This is a genomic window from Thioalkalivibrio sp. ALD1, from assembly GCF_000381245.1.
Taxonomy (GTDB): Bacteria; Pseudomonadota; Gammaproteobacteria; order Ectothiorhodospirales; family Ectothiorhodospiraceae; genus Thioalkalivibrio.
In genome coordinates, this window is record NZ_KB906246.1 from 53197 (window position 1) to 70190 (window position 16994).

General features: G+C 63.7%; 16 protein-coding genes. 13 read left to right on the forward strand and 3 right to left on the reverse strand.

Going from position 1 to position 16994, the window contains the following annotated elements; genetic code table 11:
- The first annotated feature begins 47 nt into the window (after positions 1 to 47).
- The 5 genes from F623_RS0110810 (at position 48) to F623_RS0110830 (ending at position 3604) form a co-directional block, all read left to right on the forward strand.
- Positions 48 to 368: a rhodanese-like domain-containing protein gene (locus F623_RS0110810; RefSeq protein WP_018861591.1), complete on the forward strand. Its 321-nt coding sequence runs from the start codon at positions 48 to 50 to the stop codon at positions 366 to 368.
- A gap of 8 nt (positions 369 to 376) precedes the next feature.
- Positions 377 to 1105 carry a glycosyltransferase gene (locus F623_RS0110815; RefSeq protein ID WP_018868552.1) on the forward strand — a complete coding sequence of 243 codons (729 nt, stop codon included), beginning with the start codon at positions 377 to 379 and terminating at the stop codon, positions 1103 to 1105.
- A 104-nt stretch (positions 1106 to 1209) separates the two neighbouring features.
- Positions 1210 to 2403 (forward strand): succinyldiaminopimelate transaminase, encoded by a 1194-nt coding sequence (gene dapC, locus F623_RS0110820; protein WP_018868553.1) that lies wholly within the window; start codon positions 1210 to 1212, stop codon positions 2401 to 2403.
- A gap of 33 nt (positions 2404 to 2436) precedes the next feature.
- Positions 2437 to 3258 (forward strand): 2,3,4,5-tetrahydropyridine-2,6-dicarboxylate N-succinyltransferase, encoded by an 822-nt coding sequence (dapD, locus tag F623_RS0110825; protein ID WP_018861594.1) that lies wholly within the window; start codon positions 2437 to 2439, stop codon positions 3256 to 3258.
- Positions 3251 to 3604 carry an ArsC family reductase gene (locus F623_RS0110830; protein ID WP_018868554.1) on the forward strand — a complete coding sequence of 118 codons (354 nt, stop codon included), beginning with the start codon at positions 3251 to 3253 and terminating at the stop codon, positions 3602 to 3604. The genes dapD and F623_RS0110830 overlap by 8 nt, the downstream gene beginning before the upstream one ends.
- 258 nt (positions 3605 to 3862) lie before the next feature.
- Here the strand turns inward: F623_RS0110830 and F623_RS0110835 are convergent, their stop codons facing one another.
- A complete protein-coding gene (locus tag F623_RS0110835) occupies positions 3863 to 5098 on the reverse strand; it encodes a methyl-accepting chemotaxis protein (RefSeq protein ID WP_018868555.1) in 1236 nt (411 codons plus the stop codon).
- 183 nt (positions 5099 to 5281) lie between these two features.
- On the reverse strand, positions 5282 to 6547 hold the full coding sequence (locus F623_RS0110840; protein ID WP_018868556.1) for a DEAD/DEAH box helicase: 1266 nt from the start codon (positions 6545 to 6547) through the stop codon (positions 5282 to 5284).
- 532 nt (positions 6548 to 7079) lie between these two features.
- Here F623_RS0110840 and F623_RS0110845 point away from each other — a divergent pair.
- Entirely contained in the window at positions 7080 to 9608 is a 2529-nt protein-coding gene (locus F623_RS0110845; RefSeq protein WP_026279382.1) for an EAL domain-containing protein, read from the forward strand.
- A 248-nt stretch (positions 9609 to 9856) separates the two neighbouring features.
- Positions 9857 to 12193, forward strand: coding sequence for an EAL domain-containing protein (locus F623_RS0110850; RefSeq protein WP_018861599.1), 2337 nt, complete (start codon positions 9857 to 9859; stop codon positions 12191 to 12193).
- A 57-nt stretch (positions 12194 to 12250) separates the two neighbouring features.
- Here the strand turns inward: F623_RS0110850 and F623_RS0110855 are convergent, their stop codons facing one another.
- On the reverse strand, positions 12251 to 12622 hold the full coding sequence (locus F623_RS0110855; protein ID WP_018861600.1) for a hypothetical protein: 372 nt from the start codon (positions 12620 to 12622) through the stop codon (positions 12251 to 12253).
- 173 nt (positions 12623 to 12795) lie between these two features.
- On the opposite strand from F623_RS0110855, the gene F623_RS0110860 reads away from it, so the two are divergent.
- From F623_RS0110860 to F623_RS0110885, 6 genes are all read left to right on the forward strand, one after another.
- Positions 12796 to 13443, forward strand: coding sequence for an ERCC4 domain-containing protein (locus F623_RS0110860; RefSeq protein WP_018861601.1), 648 nt, complete (start codon positions 12796 to 12798; stop codon positions 13441 to 13443).
- 142 nt (positions 13444 to 13585) lie between these two features.
- On the forward strand, positions 13586 to 13909 hold the full coding sequence (fdxA, locus tag F623_RS0110865) for a ferredoxin FdxA (RefSeq protein WP_018861602.1): 324 nt from the start codon (positions 13586 to 13588) through the stop codon (positions 13907 to 13909).
- A gap of 484 nt (positions 13910 to 14393) precedes the next feature.
- Positions 14394 to 15281, forward strand: a complete 888-nt coding sequence (locus tag F623_RS0110870; RefSeq protein WP_018861603.1) for a hypothetical protein — start codon at positions 14394 to 14396, stop codon at positions 15279 to 15281.
- 138 nt (positions 15282 to 15419) lie between these two features.
- Positions 15420 to 15752: a hypothetical protein gene (locus tag F623_RS0110875; protein WP_026279383.1), complete on the forward strand. Its 333-nt coding sequence runs from the start codon at positions 15420 to 15422 to the stop codon at positions 15750 to 15752.
- A gap of 10 nt (positions 15753 to 15762) precedes the next feature.
- A complete protein-coding gene (locus F623_RS0110880) occupies positions 15763 to 16470 on the forward strand; it encodes a C39 family peptidase (RefSeq protein ID WP_026279384.1) in 708 nt (235 codons plus the stop codon).
- An 8-nt stretch (positions 16471 to 16478) separates the two neighbouring features.
- Positions 16479 to 16982 carry a hypothetical protein gene (locus tag F623_RS0110885; RefSeq protein WP_026279385.1) on the forward strand — a complete coding sequence of 168 codons (504 nt, stop codon included), beginning with the start codon at positions 16479 to 16481 and terminating at the stop codon, positions 16980 to 16982.
- Positions 16983 to 16994 lie beyond the last annotated feature (12 nt).

The following is a 16994-nucleotide window of genomic DNA, read 5'->3' on the forward strand; positions in this document are numbered from 1 at the left end:
TCTCCAGTGAACTTAGCGTGTCGGCATCATCCGACACGGAATCCGCCATGCGCCAGATGTCCCCCCGGGAATTGCAGGACCACCTCGCCGAAGCTGACCAACCACCCGTCCTGCTCGATGTTCGCGAGCCCTGGGAGTACCAGCGCTGCCGTATCGACGGCTCGAAGCTGATCCCGATGGGCGAGATTCCGTCCGCCTACCAGGAGTTGAACCCCGACGACGAGATCGTGGTGATCTGTCACCACGGGGTGCGCAGCCAGCAGGTGTGCTGGTTTCTGAGCCAGGCCGGGTTCCACAGGGTGGTCAATCTGGCCGGCGGCATCGACGCCTGGGCGCGTGACGTCGACCCGCACATGGCGACCTACTGATCCCTCCCGTGCGCGGGCTCCCGGCCCTGTCGGTCATCGTCCCGGCGTGGAACGAGGCGCAGTGGCTGCCAGAGACCCTGGCGGCCCTGCAGCAGGCCCTCGCGGGCATTGACCGCAAGACCGAGATCATTGTCGTCGACAACGCATCCACCGATAGCACCCCACAGATCGCGCAACAGGCGGGTTGCCGGGTCGTGTTCGAGCCCGCACGGCAGATCAGCCGCTCCCGCAACGCGGGCGCCCGGGCAGCCTGTGGCGATTACCTGCTGTTCGTCGATGCCGACACCTGGCCCGACGCCGATCTGATCCGTGCGACGCTCACAGCACTGGACAGCGGCGAGGTTTGCGGCGGCGGCGCGCGAGTCGCATTCGATCACCTGACCCATCGCATCTACCGCTGGGGCGCGGCGGCCTGGAACACCCTGTCGGCACGTTTGGGAATCGCCGCCGGCTGCTACGTCTTCTGCACCCGCGAGGCCTTCGAGGCAGTCGGCGGTTTCAGCGAGCGGGTCTATGCCGGCGAGGAGGTCATCCTGTCGCGCGCGATGGCCCGCTGGGGCCGCCACCACGGGCAGCGGTTCCGGATGCTGGACACCCCGGTGCTGACCTCGGGGCGCAAGGCGGACTGGTTCAGCCCCGCCCAGCACATCCTGGTGGTGTTCCAGGCCCTACTGCTGCCCTGGAGCCTGCGCTCGCGCCGCCTGGCCTGGTTCTGGTACACCCGGCCAGGGGATTGAGGTATCGGGTGATCCAGCCTGCAAGCTCGGGGTCTCCACTTGGTGCCTGGCTCCGGTATACTGCCCGGTCTTTCGTTTCCGTCGAAGAACACACCCGAGCCGCCATGAACCCGCGCCTGGACCGGCTACAGCCCTACCCGTTCGAACGCCTGCGCCGGCTGTTCGAGGATCTGGAGCAACCCGCGGACCGCGAACCGATTGCCCTTTCGATCGGCGAGCCGCGCCACGCGCTGCCGGGCTTCGTCGAGCCGGTACTGCGCGATTCGATCCTGGGATTCAATCACTACCCCACCACCCGCGGCGAGCTCGAGCTGCGCGAGACCATCGCCGCCTGGCTGGAAAAGCGCTTCGGCCTGGATGCAGTGGATGCGGAGCGCCAAGTGCTGCCCGTCAGCGGCACCCGGGAGGCCCTGTTCGCGATTGCCCAGGCCGTCGTGGCCGGGAAGCCCGGCGCACGTGTTCTGATGCCCAACCCCTTCTACCAGATCTACGAAGGTGCGGCCCGGCTGGCCGGGGCAGAGCCGGCCTTCTATGATCTGGCCCCGGAGAGCGGCTACCTGCCGGACTTCTCGCACGTGGATGCAGCGACCTGGGATGAAGTACAGCTGGTGTACATCTGCAACCCCGGAAACCCCGCCGGGGCCTGCATGTCCGAGGCTGCGATGCAGGAATTACTTGGCCTGGCCGACCGGCACGACTTCGTGATCGCCGCCGACGAGTGCTATTCCGAGATCTATCACCCGGAGGCCGAACCGCCGGCCGGACTGCTCGGCGCCGCCACCCGCATGGGGCGCACGGGCTTCGAGCGCTGTATCGTGTTTCACAGCCTGTCCAAGCGATCCAACCTTCCGGGCCTGCGCTCGGGCTTCGTCGCCGGTGATGCCGACCTGCTTGAGCGCTTCACGCTGTATCGCACCTATCATGGCTGCACCCTGCCACCCCCGACCCAGGCCGTCAGTCGCGCCGCCTGGGCGGACGAGGACCATGTCGCCGACAATCGTGCGCTGTACGCCGAAAAGTTCGCGGCAGTCGTACCGATCCTGCAGCAGGTCATGGATGTCGAGCGGCCACAGGCCGGCTTCTACCTCTGGCCGCGTGTCCCCGATGGTGACGACGAGGCCTTCGCCCGCCGCCTCTATGCCGAAGCCGGGGTGACGGTCCTGGCCGGGCGCTACCTCTCCCGCAGCGACCCCGAGACCGGGCACAATCCCGGGGCGGGACACGTGCGCATGGCGCTGGTCGCCGAACCGGCCGCCTGCATCGAAGCAGCCGAACGCATCGTTTCACTCTATCGATAGAACCGATTTTTATATAATTACAAAGGACATTTCATGTCGGATATCAAAAGCATCATCGAAACCGCCTTCGAACACCGCGCCGAGATCAACCCGCGCAACGTGGAAACCAACGTCCGTGACGCCGTGAACGAAGCCATGGAGATGCTGGACAGCGGCCAGGAGCGTGTCGCCCAGAAGAAGGGCGGCGACTGGGTGGTCAACGAATGGCTGAAGAAGGCTGTTCTGCTGTCGTTCCGCATTGCCGAGAACGAATTCATCAAGGGCGGCTTCACCAACTACTACGACAAGGTGCCGTCCAAGTACGCCGACACCTCCAGCCGTGACTTTCGCGAAGGCGGCGTGCGCGTGGTGCCGCCCGCTACCGCCCGCCGCGGCAGCTACATCGCCCCCAACGTGGTGCTGATGCCCTCCTACGTGAACATTGGCGCCTACGTTGACGAAGGCACCATGGTGGACACCTGGGCGACCGTCGGCTCCTGCGCCCAGATTGGCAAGAACGTACATCTGTCCGGCGGCGTCGGTATCGGCGGGGTGCTGGAGCCACTGCAGGCCGCGCCCACCATCATCGAGGACAACTGCTTTATCGGTGCGCGCTCCGAGGTGGTCGAGGGCGTGATCGTCGAGGAAGGCGCGGTGATCTCCATGGGCGTGTATCTCGGCCAGTCGACCCGCATCTACGACCGCGAGAACGACGAGATCCTGTTCGGCCGCGTGCCGGCCGGCGCAGTGGTGGTACCGGGTAACCTGCCCTCGAAAGACGGCAAGTACTCGCTGTACTGTGCGGTGATCGTGAAGCGCGTGGACGAGAAGACCAAGGCCAAGGTCGGCCTGAACGCCCTGCTGCGCGATGTCTGATCTCGTCCTCTACGGGATCGCCAACTGCGACACCGTGCGCAAGGCACGCCGGGCGCTGGATGCGGCCGGCGTGGAGTTCCGCTTTGTTGACTTTCGCAAGGACGGACTCAAGGAGGCGCAGTTGCGCCGCTGGCTGGATGCCGTCGGCTGGGACACCCTCGTCAACCAGCGCGGTACCACCTGGCGCCAGCTCCCCGAGGATGCGCGCGAGGCCATCGACCAGGAGCGCGCGATCGCCCTGATGCTCGAACATCCGACGCTGATCAAGCGCCCGGTCGTCGAGCGTGGCGACGACGTGTACGTCGGCTGGAATGCGGCGACCGCGCGTGAGCTTGGGGCTGGCTAGCTGTTTCTAGCAGGCTCCAGCGCTCCGGCTCTTGCTTGCTTCGTTTTGGCTGGGCCTGGTGCCGCATTGGAGTTTACGGTGGCTTCGGTCCGCCGCCTGCCTGCGCTGTCTCGCCAGCGGGCGCCAGACCCCACCGTACGATGCGGATGAGCGCAGCGAATCGCATCAGGGTTAGCCCCGCCGTTGGAACGGTGCGTTTCGCTGCGCTCAACGGCACCCTACGCGACAGACCGTATACCAGATCTGACCGCAACCAGATCAGGCGCGTTGCTGGCGGAAGCCGGCTACCTCGGCCTGCAGGCGTTCGGCGAGGCCTTCCAGGGCCTCGACGGCCTCCTGCATCTCGCGGGCGCCATCGGCACTGCGTACCGCGATGTCGTTGATGTGGTGGATGTTGCGGTTAATCTCCTCGGCGACCTGGCTCTGCTGCTCCGTGGCCGAAGCGACCTGGCGCGTCATGTCGTCGATGGTGGTGACGGAGTCGTGGATGTATCCCAGCGTCTCCTCCGCCTCGCCGGCCTTGCTGACTGAAGACTCGGCCTGCTGTTGACTGACCTCCATCGCCTGCACGGCCTTGCCGGCCGCACCCTGCAGGCGCTGGATGATCTCGCGGATCTCGCCGGTGGAATCGTTGGTGCGCTGGGCCAGGTGGCGCACCTCGTCGGCGACCACGGCAAAGCCGCGGCCCGCCTCGCCGGCCCGGGCCGCCTCAATCGCGGCGTTGAGGGCCAGCAGGTTGGTTTTCTCGGCGATCTCCTCGATGACCTCGAGGATGGACCCGATATTGTCGGAGTCGCCCTTCAGCTCGTCGATGACGGTGCTGGCCTTGCGAATCTCGCTGGCCAGCGCATTGATCGACCCCTGGGTCGCCTGCACTACATTGCGTCCACCCTCGGCCGCGCGGGTGGCCTGGCCGGCGCTTTCCGCCGTGCTCTGGGTGTTGTTGGCCACCTCCTGCACGGTCGCCGACATCTGGTTCATCGCGGTGACCACCTGCTCGACATCGGAGCGCTGATCGTTGGTCGCGCGACTCAACTCGTTGCTGCGGCCTTCCAGCTGGCGCGCCGAGGCGGCGATCCCGTCAGCCGCATCCGCCACCTGCGTGATCAGGCCCGACAACCGCTCCATGACCGCATTGAACGCGGTGCTGGTACGCCCGATTTCGTCATCGGTGGTGATCTCGACACGATGGCCGAGATCCGCCTGTCCCGAAGCGATTGCCTCCAGCCCCGTAGCCAGTCGCTCCAGGGGCCGAACCAGCATCGTGGCCGCGAACCAGCCGATCGCCAAGGCGACCAGAAAGGCCACCACCCACAAGCCCCAGAGCAGCCACCACAGCTGGTCCACCAATGCGGCGTCAACGCCCGCTGCCAGATCGCCCTTCATCACGTGGAAGGTTACCCCGCCCATGATGGAAAGCGGGATGGTGCTGACAAGGATCACAAGGATCACGAGCTTGAGGCGCAGTCCGCCGATCTTCAGAAGCCGGTTCATGGGGTTCCTCCTTTCCCCGCTATAACGGCCGGGCTGGCCGGTACTTTATAGCGCGCCCATCTTCGCGTGGGCGACGCCAAGAGCAGGTGATCCGGATCAAGTTCAGTACACAGGTTTACAGACACAAAAAAAACCGCGTCCCCATGGGAGACGCGGGCGGATTCGGTCAGAACGGCGAGGAATCTAGCGGCTGCGTGCAGCCCGATTGCCCTGCGCCGCACGGCCCTGGCCACCACCGCGATTGCCGCCGGGCTTGGCCCCACGGCCCTGGCGCGGCTTGCCATTGCGTGCGCCGCCACCCGGCTTGCCGCCACGGCGATGACCATTGCCATCGTTGGCCGCCGGCTTCGGGGCCGCGAAACCCTCGGTTTCGATCCGATCGATCGGGCGCTGAATCAGGCGTTCGATGCCCTTCAGGAGCTTCATCTCTTCGCCATCCACCAGCGACAGTGCGGCACCAACGGACCCGGCACGACCGGTACGCCCGATGCGGTGGACATAATCTTCCGGCACATTCGGCAGTTCGAAGTTGACCACCTGCGGCAACTGGTCGATGTCCAGCCCTCGGGCCGCAATATCGGTGGCGACCAGCACCGGCACGGCCCCGGTCTTGAACTGCTTGAGTGCCCGGGTACGCGCCGCCTGGCTCTTGTTGCCATGGATGGCCTCGGACGGCACACCGTCCTGCGTCAGCTTCTGTGCCAGGCGGTTGGCTCCGTGCTTGGTGCGGGTGAACACCAGCACCTGGCCCCAGTCGTTGCTGCGAATCAGGTGGCTCAGCAGTTCGCGCTTGCGGCTGGTCTCCACCAAATGCACCGTCTGCTGCACCGTCTCGGCAGCGGTGTTGCGCGGCGCTACGTCGACCTCTGCCGGCTTGTTCAGCAGGCTCGAGGCCAGAGAACGGATCTCGCCGGAGAAGGTCGCCGAGAACATCAGGTTCTGGCGCTGCTTGGGCATCAGGGCAATCAGCCGGCGAATATCGCGGATGAAGCCCATATCCAGCATTCGATCGGCCTCGTCCAGCACTAGGATCTCCACGCCGGAGAGGTCGATCGTCTTCTGGCCAGCATGGTCCAGCAGACGACCCGGGGTGGCCACGACGATATCCATCGGGCCCCGCAGTGCTTTGATCTGCGGGTTCATGTTCACCCCGCCGAAGATGGTCATCGACTTCAACGACAGGTGGCGACCGTAGGTACGAACGGAATCGTGGACCTGTGCAGCCAACTCGCGCGTCGGCGTCAGGATGAGTGCCCGCGGACGCCCTGGCTTGCGCTCGGGCGCTTGCCCGGTAGTCAGTCGCTGCAGGATCGGCAGCGTAAAACCGGCGGTCTTGCCGGTCCCGGTCTGCGCAGCGGCCAGCAGATCCCCGCCTTTCAGGACTTCGGGAATTGCCTGGGTCTGGATCGGGGTCGGCGTTTTGTAACCGGCCTGGTCCAGCGCGCGCATAAGGGGTTCGGCCAACCCAAGGTCGGCAAAGGAAGAAACGGAAGACATGCAATACTCCAACGGCTACCCGCCACTCGTACTCGAGGGGCGCCCATCGGGGTATGACGAAATCGGGGGGACGGGAACCGAAAAGGTTCCGGATCGGTGAACGGACGCTGACGGGCGGGGCGTTCGATGGGGCCACTATACGGGCTCGGGACACGAAAGCAAGCTTATTCCGCCGATAAATCCTACCGCGACACTAAAGATCTCTACCCCCTGTTCTAATTACTGTCGTATATTACCAAGAATATAAGAATAATCGCGCCAGGGAAGGCCGGGCGGCCTGCACCATCGAGAGATGCGTCCATTTCGCCCAAGGGTCAAACGCGCGTGCTTCGCGGCAACGGCATACACCCAGCAAATTGATCGTCCGTTGCCGACTCTGGAGGGGCACGATGAAGGAGTTCGTCCGGGCCACGCGTGGTCTGGTCACCAACGGCATGGCAGATCGCCAAGCTCGTTCGCGGGCACGTGGATGCATGGCGGCCGGATGAGAACGTTCCCCCGCTCATGGCCAGTGCGTCATACGCCACTGGCCTGGCTGGCATTGCTGGCCCTGTTCATGCTGCCCGTGTTTCTGTGGATGGCCGGGATCCCCGTCCCGCCGCTGGTTCCGCTGGAACACATGACAGCGTTCCACACAGCCACCGAGCTGTTCGCGGTGGTGGTGGCGATCGGGGTGTTCGCGGTGGCCTATCATGTGCGCGACCGGCGACGGGTGCTGGCCACTCTGATCCTCGCCACCGGCTTCCTCGCAGTGGGTTTGCTCGATTTCCTGCATCTGATGACCTATCCGCAGATGCCGGATTTCATTACCCGAAATTCTTCTCAGCAGACGATCTTCTTCTGGCTCGCCGCCCGGCTCATTGCCGCCCTGGCGCTTCTGTTATATGTCGCCTTGCCGCTGATAGCACGCAATCGCGAACCGGCCCCTATGACATTTCTGGCCGGAGCCCTGGTCCTGGTCGCATTCCTCGCGTGGATTGGGCTCTGGCACGAGCACCGCATCCCGGCGCTGTTCATCCCGGGCGAGGGGCTGACACCCGTGAAGATCGCCCTGGAAGGCGTGGTGGTCGCACTGCATGCCGCAACGCTGCTCATCCTCCTGCTGCGGCCACAGTTGCTGCAACGCCCGGGCATGCCCCTGGTGGCCGCCGCACTCATGATCCTGATGTCGAGCGAGGTGTTCTTCACCCTCTACGGCAGCCTGTCCGACGGCTTCTTCGTGCTCGGCCACGTCTACAAGGTGGCGGGCTACGCGCTGATCTACTGGGGCGTATTCATCGCAAGCGTACGCACACCCATGGAGCAGCTAAGAGCCGCCCATCAGGATGTCGAACTGCGCCAAAAACGTTATGAACAACTGATCGACACGGCCCCGGACGGGGTGCTGGTCACCGACGCGAACGGGACCATCCTGATGGCGAACCGCAACATTGAGCGCCTGTTTGGCTACCCGCGCCGGCACCTGATCGGCGAATCCGTGGAGACGCTGGTTCCCGAGCGCCTGCGCGAACATCATCGTTCGATGCGCGAACGGCAGGGCGACAACGTCTCGGAACGCACCATGGGCGAGGTACCCGATCTGCGCGGGCGCCGGCTCGACGGCTCGGAAATTCCGGTCGACATCAGTCTCAACGCCCTTGAGGACGAGGACGGCTATCGAATCACGGCCTTTATTCGCGACGTCACGGACCGTCAGCGCCGAGAAGCGCGCATCCAGCACCAGGCGACCCACGACAGCCTGACCGGCCTGCCCAACCGCTGGCTCCTGCACGACCGGCTCACCCAGGGCATTGCCCATGCCAACCGTCACCACCACCGGATCGCGGTGATGCTGCTTGATCTGGATCACTTCAAGATGATCAACGACACCTTCGGCCACCACGAGGGCGACGAACTGCTGCGGGAGGTTGCACAGCGCCTGAAAGACGTCGTTGGCGCCGATGCCACTATCGGACGATTTGGCGGCGACGAGTTCATGATCCTGCTCCCGGACGTTTCGGACAGCCTGCGGATCGGAGAGCTGGCCCAGCAGATCCTGGAGCTGTTTGACCGGCCGTTTCACACGGGGCCGGCCCGCCAGTTCACCTCGAGTGCCAGCATCGGGATTGCGTTGTTCCCCGAGGACGCGCGCGATGAACACACGCTGGTCCGTTACGCCGACATGGCCATGTACGAAGCCAAGCGCACCGGCCGCAATACTTACGCCTTTTATTCCGCGCATCTCGATGACCAGGTACGCGCGGAACAGCAACTCCAGGAACGCCTGAAGCGCGCGCTGGAAAATGACCAGCTGGCACTGCACTTCCAGCCGGTAATCGACGTTCACACCGGAGCCGTTGTCGGCGCTGAAGCCCTGCTGCGCTGGGACGACCCGGAATTGGGCTCCGTGGCGCCGTCCAGCTTTATTCCCAGCGCCGAGGCCAGCGGTCTGATCCTGCCGCTCGGCGCATGGGTGATTCGGCATGCGTGCCAGCAACTGGCCAGCTGGGAACGCCAGGGCGCCGATTTGTCCCTGTCCATCAACATCTCGGCGCTTCAGTTCCGCCAGCTGGATTTCGTCGACCAGCTACGGCAGACCCTGAGGGAGACCTCCGCAGCGCCCGAACGACTGGAGATTGAGGTCACCGAAACGGTGGCCATGGCCGATGTCGGCCTGGCTCGCGAGCACCTCTCCGGCCTCAAGGCGCTGGGCGTACGCGTGTCGCTGGATGATTTTGGTACGGGGTATTCCTCCCTCGCCTATCTCAAGTCATTGCCGATCGACAAGATCAAGATCGACCGCTCGTTCATTGCCGACATCGGCCGCGACCGCGACGCCGAGATGATCCTGCGCTCGGTGATGAGCCTGGGTGACAGCCTGCACCTGAATCTCGTGGCGGAGGGCGTGGAGACGGCCGAGCATCTCGCCTTCCTGCAGCGGGAAGGCTGCGACTTGTATCAGGGGTGGCTGCATTCGCCGGCACTGACCATTCAGGAATTCAATGCCACCATCCATTCTCAACTAAAGGCCTGAAACCGACCCAGCCGAGCGCAGTTCAAATATGCATTAGCATTCGCTGTTTGACACAAGGCTAACGTTCCCATTGAATCAGGTACATAACGCCTGTTTTACATTGGCGGGCGCAATAACGAAGGGGAACGCCCTATTGGCCGAATCCCCTCGCGACGCAGGGAGTCAGCGTGACAGGGAGATTCCGTATTGGCACGGCGTCGGGGCCAGGCAGTGGCCATACTCCGACGCCGCACACACGCTCAACCTGGGTGATCGGGCTCGGGTTCACGGTTGTGCTGGTCCTGATGACGGTGATGATCGCCCTGGGGCTGAACCGCATGGCGCAGGTGCACGACCGTCTCGAACTGATCGTGCACGAACACAACGTCAAGACCGAGCTGCTCGGCAACATGCGCAATGCGGCGCGCGAACGGTCGGTCACCCTGCTCCAGTTGTCGATCACCACCGACCCCTTCGATCTCGACGAGGGGATCATGACGTTTCGCGGCCACGCATCGGATTTCATGGTCAACCGCCAGCAACTGGATGCCATGCCGATGACCGCGGAAGAACAGAGACTGCTCGACGAGTCCCGCGGGCTGACCGAACGCGCAGTCGAGGTCCAGGAGCGCGTGCTCGACCTCATTCTGGAAGGCCAGACGGAAGAAGCCACGAACTGGCTGCTCGCGGAGGCCATCCCGAAACAGGGACGGGTGCTCGAGCACCTGGACGCGATGATCGGGTTGCAGAAGGAGGCCAGTGTGGCCGCTGTGCGTGATACGGCACGGCAGTATCGTACCGCGGTCGTCCTGAAGCTGGTGCTCGGTGGCGCCGCGCTACTGATGGGGATGCTGATTACCCTGGGCGTGCTGCGGCATACGCGGCGAATCGAATCGGCCCTGTTCGAGGAGAAAGAGCGCGCCCAGGTCACGCTGCACGCCATTGGTGACGGCGTGATCACCACGGATCTGGAGGGCCGGATCGACTACCTCAACCCGGTCGCCGAACACCTGACGGGCTGGGACCAGGAAGCCGCTCGCGGTCAGCCGCTTTCACGCGTTTTTCACATCATCCGCGAGTCCACTGGCGAACGGCTCCATCATCCTTTGACCGAACGCCTGCCGGACGGCACGGCATGCACGCTCGATCAGGAGGCCATCCTGATCTCGACTGAGGGGCGCGAGCATGCGATCGAGGAGGTCTCGGCCCCCATCCGTGACCGCGATGGCACCACCATTGGTGCGGCCCTGGTGTTCCGCGATGTTTCCCGGGCCCGCGAGATGGCGCGCGAACTGTCCTGGGCCGCCACCCACGACTGCCTGACCTCGCTGGCCAACCGCGCGGAGTTCGAACGCCGCCTCGCCCAGCTGGTGGCCACGGCCCACCAGGAAAACCGCGAGCACGCCCTGCTCTACATGGACCTGGACCAGTTCAAGCTGGTGAACGATACCTGCGGGCACGGGGCCGGCGACGACCTGTTGTGCCAGTTGACCTCGCAGCTACACAGCCAGCTCCGCGAGAGCGACACCCTGGCCCGCCTCGGGGGCGACGAGTTCGGCGTGCTGCTGTCGAACTGCCCGCTCGTACAGGCGGAACGCATCGCGGAAAACCTGCGCGCGACGGTCGACAGCTACCGCTTCGAATGGCAGGGACGCATCTTTCGCGTAGGTATCAGCATTGGCGTGGTCCCGGTATTCGGACACACCAAGGATACCGCGCAGTACATGAGCGAAGCCGACGCCGCCTGTTATCTGGCCAAGGAGCAGGGACGCAATCGTATCCACGTCTCGCGCGCTGGCGACACCGAGCTGTCGCATTGTCAGGGCGAAATGAACTGTGTCCAGCGCATCACCTATGCGCTGCAGCACAATCGTTTCTGGCTGCATGGACAAAGAATCGTCCCCGTTTCCAGCGACGATCCCGCGCATACCGAGATCCTGCTGCGCATGGTCGAAGACGATGGCACGGTGGTACTGCCGGCCACCTTCATTCCCGCCGCCGAACGCTACGGGCAAATGCCTGCGATCGACCGCTGGGTCATCAAACGGGTGCTGAAGCACGTCGCCAACGACACCGATACCGAGGGTCACTTTGCCGTCAACCTGTCCGGGCACTCCCTGTGCGACCGCGGCATGCTGGACTACATCGTCGAACAGCTCGAGCAAAGCGGCGTCGATCCCGGCCGTATCTGTTTCGAGATCACGGAGACCGCTGCCATCGCCAACCTGAGCCAGGCCAGCCGTTTTATTCGCGTACTGCGCGGCCTGGGCTGCCAGTTCTCCCTGGATGACTTCGGCACGGGGATGGCCTCGTTCGGCTACCTCAAGACACTGAAGATTGACTACCTGAAGATCGATGGCAGCTTCGTACGCAACATGGCGGACGACCGCATCAGCCGAGCGATGGTCGAAAGCATTCACCACATTGGACGCGTGATCGGAGTCCAGACCATCGCGGAGTGTGTCTCGCACGAGAGCATGCTGGACTCCCTGCGGCTGGTTGGCGTGGACTATGCCCAGGGATTCGGGCTGCATCTTCCGGAACCCCTCGAGCCGTGCCCGGTGGTCGTCAAGGACAGCCCGCGTACCGGCTCGGTTGCCAACTGATTCGCGCATGAAGACCAGGCGGCCGGAGCCCGGCCCCGGCCGCCTGGTTTGTCTGCTTCAGTAGCCCATATTGGCGTGAACGTCTGGCGGGGCTTCGTGCGTCAACAACGACCACGTCAGATGCGCCATGACCTCGGGCGCCACCACCGTATGGCGATTCCCGTCTTTCTGCATCCCTTCGCGCAGGCGCTGGCGCACCTCGGCGCGTCCCGTCAGGTCGTAGACCACATCCACCTGGTCACCACGGGCCAGGATCTGTTCGACCGATTCCACCGGAATTCCCCGCGCCTGCGCCAGCTTGCGGCCATCGGTTTCGCCCTGCTCGGATACCGCGCAGATCTCCATCCCCGGCGTGTCGCTGTCCAGCAGCAGTTCCAGGAAACGCCCTCCCACACGGCCAAGACCGACAATTGCGATCTGAATCGCCATCACTCCCTCCTGTTGTTTTCGTTATATCCGGCATGCATCGAATGGCATGCCCATCGGAGTATAGGAGACATTCCTGTTTTCGTACGGCGGGGAGACATGGGGAAGATCAGGCCTTTTGGGGGCAGACCCCGCAGGCCCTACACTCGCCCGATCAACCGCAATGGAGTATCCCGATGAGCCAGCTGCAGCTTCCGATCCGCGTGGACCGCCGCGAACAGGGCAAGATCATCCAGCGCCTGGAGCGCCTGGAGGGCGTGGAGCTGGAGTTCACCGATCTCGATGTAGGCGACTACGAGCTCCCCAACGGAGTCGTCGTCGAGCGCAAGTCCGCCACTGACATGGTCCTGAGCGTCGTGGACCAGACGCTGTGGGAGAACGCGGCCAAGCTGAAGGCGCAGTACGACAAGGTCATCTACGTGGTCGAGGGCGACCTGTACGAACCGCGCTTTCATCAACAGGCGCTGGACATCCATCGCGCCCTTACGCACCTGACGATCGCACTCGGGATCAGCGTACTGCCCTCCAATGACGAGGACACCAGCGGCATGCTGATCTACCTGCTGGGTCTGAACGCCCAGGTCGATCCCGACCCGGCCGCGCGACCCGCCAAGCCCGAAAAGCGCCGCGAAGCAGCAGAGTTCATCGTCAGTGGCCTGCCGGGTGTGGAGCCCGACCAGGCCCGCGATCTGCTGCGCCAGTTCGGCAGCGTGCGCGACGTAATGAACACGGATGCACAGCAACTGGCCGAGATCGATGGCATGGACCTCGAGCGCGCCCAGCGCATCGAGTCGGTCGTAACTTACGGTAGCCGCAACGCCTGAGCGCCGATTCACGTGTCTCGGCCCCAGCCTGGCGTTACAATGCGCGATGTAGCCCATATGCGGACCCAGGGGCCGCGCGGAGCCAGGCTCGCGATTTCACGGGCAAACGGGACCGCAATTTACTGATTTCAGGGAGAAACCAATGACGTTTGTCGTTCTCGATAACTGCATCAAGTGCAAGTACACCGATTGCGTCGAGGTCTGCCCGGTCGATTGCTTCCATGAAGGCCCGAATTTCCTTGCGATCGACCCCGACGAGTGCATCGACTGCACGCTTTGCGAACCGGAATGTCCCGCCGAGGCGATTGTGCCGGAGGACGACGTCCCGGAGGATCAGCTGGAGTTTATCGAGCTGAACGCCGAACTCTCGCGTACATGGCCGGTGATCACCGCGCGCAAGGACCCGCCGGACGACGCCGAGGAGTGGGACGGCGTGGAAGGCAAGTTGCAGTACCTGGAACGCTAAGGAAACGCTGATGTAGTCCCACGTCCGCGTGGGCGCCCCCTTCCTTACGAGACAAGACGCGTCGTGCAGCGGGTAATGATTCTACCCCCAACACGGCGCAACAAGGTGCCACCCCGTGGGGCCAGGCGTCACACCCCACGACGCCTCTCCCGGCCTCTACGACACCGGTTCACCCGCCTTCGAACACTCCTTGCCACGTAATGCACGGCAGTGTCTCCGCAATGATCCATCCGCATCGCGCGGGATAGGCTCATCATTTCAATGCGTTAGCTTCACTCTTTCAGAGTGTGGCCGAGTGATCTGTATCACAACTGGCGCAGTTTGCGCCTCGTCATCATTCCACGAATCGTTCCAAGTCACTGTTCCTGCGAGGTTTCCATGTATTGGCCTGACTCCTGCTAGTGGTATGGCTACGTAGCGCGGTACCTCGTACACCGGGGCTACGACAACCGTCTATTGCTAGCTAGCCAATGGAGACTTGACCATGAACTTCAAAAAGACCCTGATTGCTTCCGCTGTCGCCCTGGCCTTCGGCCTGAGCTCGGGCCTGGCCCTGGCCAACCCGACCAATACCGCCGACGGCGAAGTCGGTGATCAAACCGCCACCGCCACCTCCTCGGCGGACGGCGGCGGCGCCTCGGCGAACGAGTATTCCCAGGCGTTGGCGATTAACGACTCCGACCTGTCGAACAGCTCGGACAACAGCACCTCGATCTCGGATTCCGGGAACACCACGGTTTCGGATTCGGGCAATGACAGCTCGGATAACAGCCTCAATATCGCCGACTCCGGCAACGACAGCTCCGACAACAGCACCAACATCTCCGAGTCCGGCAACACCATGGTTTCGGACTCGGGCAACGACAACTCGGACAACAGCCTGAACATCTCCGACTCGGGGAATGACAGTTCCGACAACAGCACCAACATCTCGGACTCCGGGAACGACAGTTCCGACAACAGTCTGAACATCTCGGATTCGGGTAACGACAACTCCGACAACAGCATGGCCCACGCGGACGACAACAGCGCGGCCGCCAATAATGGCTCCACCGCCTCGGTGACCCGTGACCAGAGCGACAACTCGGACAACAGCCTGGCCATCATGGACTCCGGCAACAGCACCGCGACCGACAGCTTCAACACAACGCTGCAGGTGAACGCCGTGGTCAGCCAGAACGAGCTGTCGGGTACCGTGACCGGGAACCATGTTGACGTTGCGCCCGAGGCGTCTCAGATGAGCTCCAACAGCATTGGGGCGGATTCCTTCGTGTCTCCGGCGGGGATTACCCAGGTGTCACAGAACAGTGGCGCCAACAGCCTGACCCAGCAGCAGGTTTCGGTGCAGGCGCACCTGAACCTGGGCAACTAGCCGACATACGTTGTCGGAACGGCATGCGGCGGGGGTCTTCCCCGCCGCATTCTCCCTGCCATGCAAGAGGGTCCGGTCATGTGTAATCCGTCAGCCCGTCGCGGCGGCATCGGTTCTGCCGCCTTTTTGTCCATCGGCATGATGCTGGCTGCGGGCGTGGCCCACGCCGACATGACGCCTGCCAGCACTCCCCCCTCCCTCGAATTTGGCGCCGGGGAATACGAGGTGGTGGACATGGCCACCCTGGATGCACAGCGGGCACGTCAGGGCGTGACCAACATTCAGCTGGGCCAGATTCATTCGCGCATCGATCTGACCAACAACCAGGTCGTGAACTCCTCTACTGGCAGGAATCTGGTGGCGCCCGGGGCCTTTGACAACGCCCGCGGGATCTCCACGGTCATCCAGAACAGCGGCAACAACGTTGCCATACAGGAATCCATGATCGTGAACATCACGATCAATCCCTGAGGGAGTCTCGATGCGAGCCCGCCGATGGTTCCCTGCATTGATCATCGCAGCCACACTGGCGCTTGCTCCGGGCTTGTCGGCCTGGGCCAGCGGGGCTCAGTTTCCCGGCGTAATCGGCAGCATGAATGTGCCCGTGGAAAGCCTGAAAGACCTTCGCTTTCGCTCGATCGTGCCACAGCGATACGACTTCAGTTGCGGCTCCGCGGCCCTCGCCACTCTGCTGACCTACCATTACGATCGACCGACCACCGAGGTCGAGACCTTTGACAGCATGTTCCGGCACGGTGACCAGGATCTGATACGCGAGCAGGGCTTCTCCATGCTCGACATGAAGCACTACCTGGAGGCCGACCAGGGCCTCCCGGCCGACGGCTTTCGCATCGGGCTCGACGACCTCGAGAACCTTGGCGTGCCGGCGATCGCAATGATCGAGACCCGCGGCTACCGGCATTTCGTCGTCATCAAGGGACTCAAGGATGGCCATGTGCTGGTAGGCGACCCGGCGCTGGGAGTCAACAGCTATACCCGAAACGAATTTCAGCGGGTCTGGATCAACGACATCCTGTTTATCATCCGCGAGGATGTGGACCTTGCCCGGTACCGCTTCAATGCCTCGGAAACCTGGGCCGCCGTCACACGGGCCCCGATCGAATCGGGCGTCGTGCGCAGCGATCTGGCGAGCTTTACCCTGAACCTGCCCCGCGCCGGGCAGTGGTGACCCGCGAGATGAACCCGAAGAACCGTTTTGGCTGCAGCGTCCTCCTGGTCATCGTACTGGGCTGGACATGGCCGGTGGCCGGTCAAGCGTTCGATGCCCTGCCCCCAAGCGACGACTACCGCGTGGTGCCGGACACGGTACTGGAGGCCCAACGTGGCGGTTTCTTCGGACGCGACGGCCTGGAGATCTCGTTCGGACTGGAACAGATCACGTCCCTCAACGGCGAGGTGATCCATCAGTCGACGCTGCGCCCCCTGAGCGATCTCGCGAGCGGCGCCAGCCGGGCCGGCGGCGATCTGCGATCGGTCGTGATCCAGACCGGTGGCGCGATGCCCGTGGAAAACTGGAGCTCCGGCATGGGATGGGTGACCGCGATCCAGAACGAACTCGACGGGCAGGACATTCGTCACCAGACCATCCTGCAGCTGGAGCTGGGCAACTTGCAGATGCCACGCGGCGACCTCAGCCGGGCGCTGGAACAGCAAATGCTCGAACGCGGCGGAGGCTTCTGACACCCCCGCCAC